The 1410-nt window shown below is 66.2% G+C and carries 2 protein-coding genes and 1 pseudogene; 1 reads left to right on the top strand and 2 read right to left on the bottom strand.

Annotation, left to right across the window (positions count from 1 at the left end):
• The first annotated feature begins 65 nt into the window (after window positions 1-65).
• Complete coding sequence (locus tag ON31_RS29590; RefSeq protein ID WP_039818386.1) at window positions 66-425, top strand: hypothetical protein; 360 nt, start codon at window positions 66-68, stop codon at window positions 423-425.
• A gap of 35 nt (window positions 426-460) precedes the next feature.
• Here ON31_RS29590 and istB read toward each other — a convergent pair whose 3' ends face one another.
• The gene (gene istB, locus ON31_RS29585) at window positions 461-1252 is read right to left on the bottom strand and encodes an IS21-like element helper ATPase IstB (RefSeq protein ID WP_039818385.1); all 792 of its coding nucleotides are present in this window, start codon (window positions 1250-1252) and stop codon (window positions 461-463) included.
• Window positions 1249-1410, bottom strand: a pseudogene (locus ON31_RS37070) (IS21 family transposase); the annotation flags it as partial. The gene istB and the pseudogene ON31_RS37070, both read right to left, overlap by 4 nt.

Raw genomic sequence — 1410 nt, 5'->3', positions numbered from 1 at the left:
AACCGGGGCGGCGCGCTATTTCCAACTTCACAAGGAATTTCAGAATGCTATCTCGTTGTACTGCAATGGTTCTCGCTGTCCCGTTCATAGCTGCTGGGCTCGCCGCGGCATCGGCCGGAGCGGAAACGCCCGGTCTCGACTTCGCCGCCGCCAAGTCCTGCGGATTCGAGTTCACCTACTCACGGCCCTCGGTGTACCCGCCGGAAATCAAGGGCAACGGCGTCGCGCAATGCGACGTGCCACCCGAGGAACACATTCTGACACTCGCTCTGGAGTACAAGCGCGGCGAGAGGTGGGAGACCGCCGCCCACATCACCGACAGCGCCATTCCACCAGGGCCGCCGAACTCCAAGTCGTACGAGGTGAGTGCCGCCTGTTACGCGGTGTCAATGGCCAGCTGTAAGTCGCCGCTGGTGGCCAGGTAAAGTCCCCACCCCCTTGCAGGGGGTGGGTGTTCAGTTCAGGGGCGCTCACCTGCCTTGGTCCGGTTTCTCATTCGGTAGGAGTCGCCGTCGGTGATGACGACGGTGGCGTGGTGCAGTAGTCGGTCGAGGATGCTGGCGGCGGTGGTGTGTTCGGGCAGGAAACGGCCCCATTGCTCGAAGGGCCAGTGTGAGGCGACAGCCAACGAACGGCGTTCGTAAGCGGCGGCGACGAGTCGGAACAGCAGCTGGGTGCCGGTGTCGTCGAGTGGGGCGAACCCGATTTCGTCCAGGATCAGCAGGTCCGCGCGCAACAGGGTGTCGATGACCTTGCCGACGGTGTTGTCGGCCAGCCCGCGGTAGAGGGTGTCGACGAGGTCGGCGGCGGTGAAGTAGCGGACCTTGTGACCGGCGGTGACGGCGGCGTGACCGAGCCCGATCAGGGTGTGGCTCTTGCCGGTGCCGGGTGGGCCGATCAACGCCAGATTCTGTTGTGCGCGAACCCATTCCAGACTCGACAGGTAGTCGAAGGTGGATTGCGGGATCGAGGAGGCCGCGACGTCGAAGCTGTCGAGGGTTTTGGTGACCGGGAACGCGGCGGCCTTGAGCCGGTTGCGGGCGTTGGAGGCGTCGCGGGCGGCCAACTCGGCGTCGAGCAGGGTGCGCAGCACTTCTTCCGGGGTCCAGCGTTGGGTTTTCGCGATGGCGAGGACCTCGGGCGCGGTGCGGCGGACAGCGGCGAGTTTCAACCGGCGCAGCCCGGCATCGAGGTCGGCCGCCAGTTCCGGGATCGGTGTGGGGGCAACGGTTTTCGATCGTGTGGTGGTCATGCGCCGCTCCCATCGCGGGTGATTTTGTAGGCGTCCAGGGATCGGGTCGGCGCGGTCGGCAGGTCCAGCACCAGCGCATCCCCGGCCGGGCGTGGGGACGGGGCGCCGGTGCCGGCGGCGAGGATGGAGCGGACATCGGCGGCGCGGAAGCGTTTGAA

The organism is Nocardia otitidiscaviarum NBRC 14405 (assembly GCF_000308635.1).
Lineage (GTDB): Bacteria > Actinomycetota > Actinomycetes > Mycobacteriales > Mycobacteriaceae > Nocardia > Nocardia otitidiscaviarum.
This window is presented reverse-complemented; position numbering and strand designations above follow the sequence as displayed.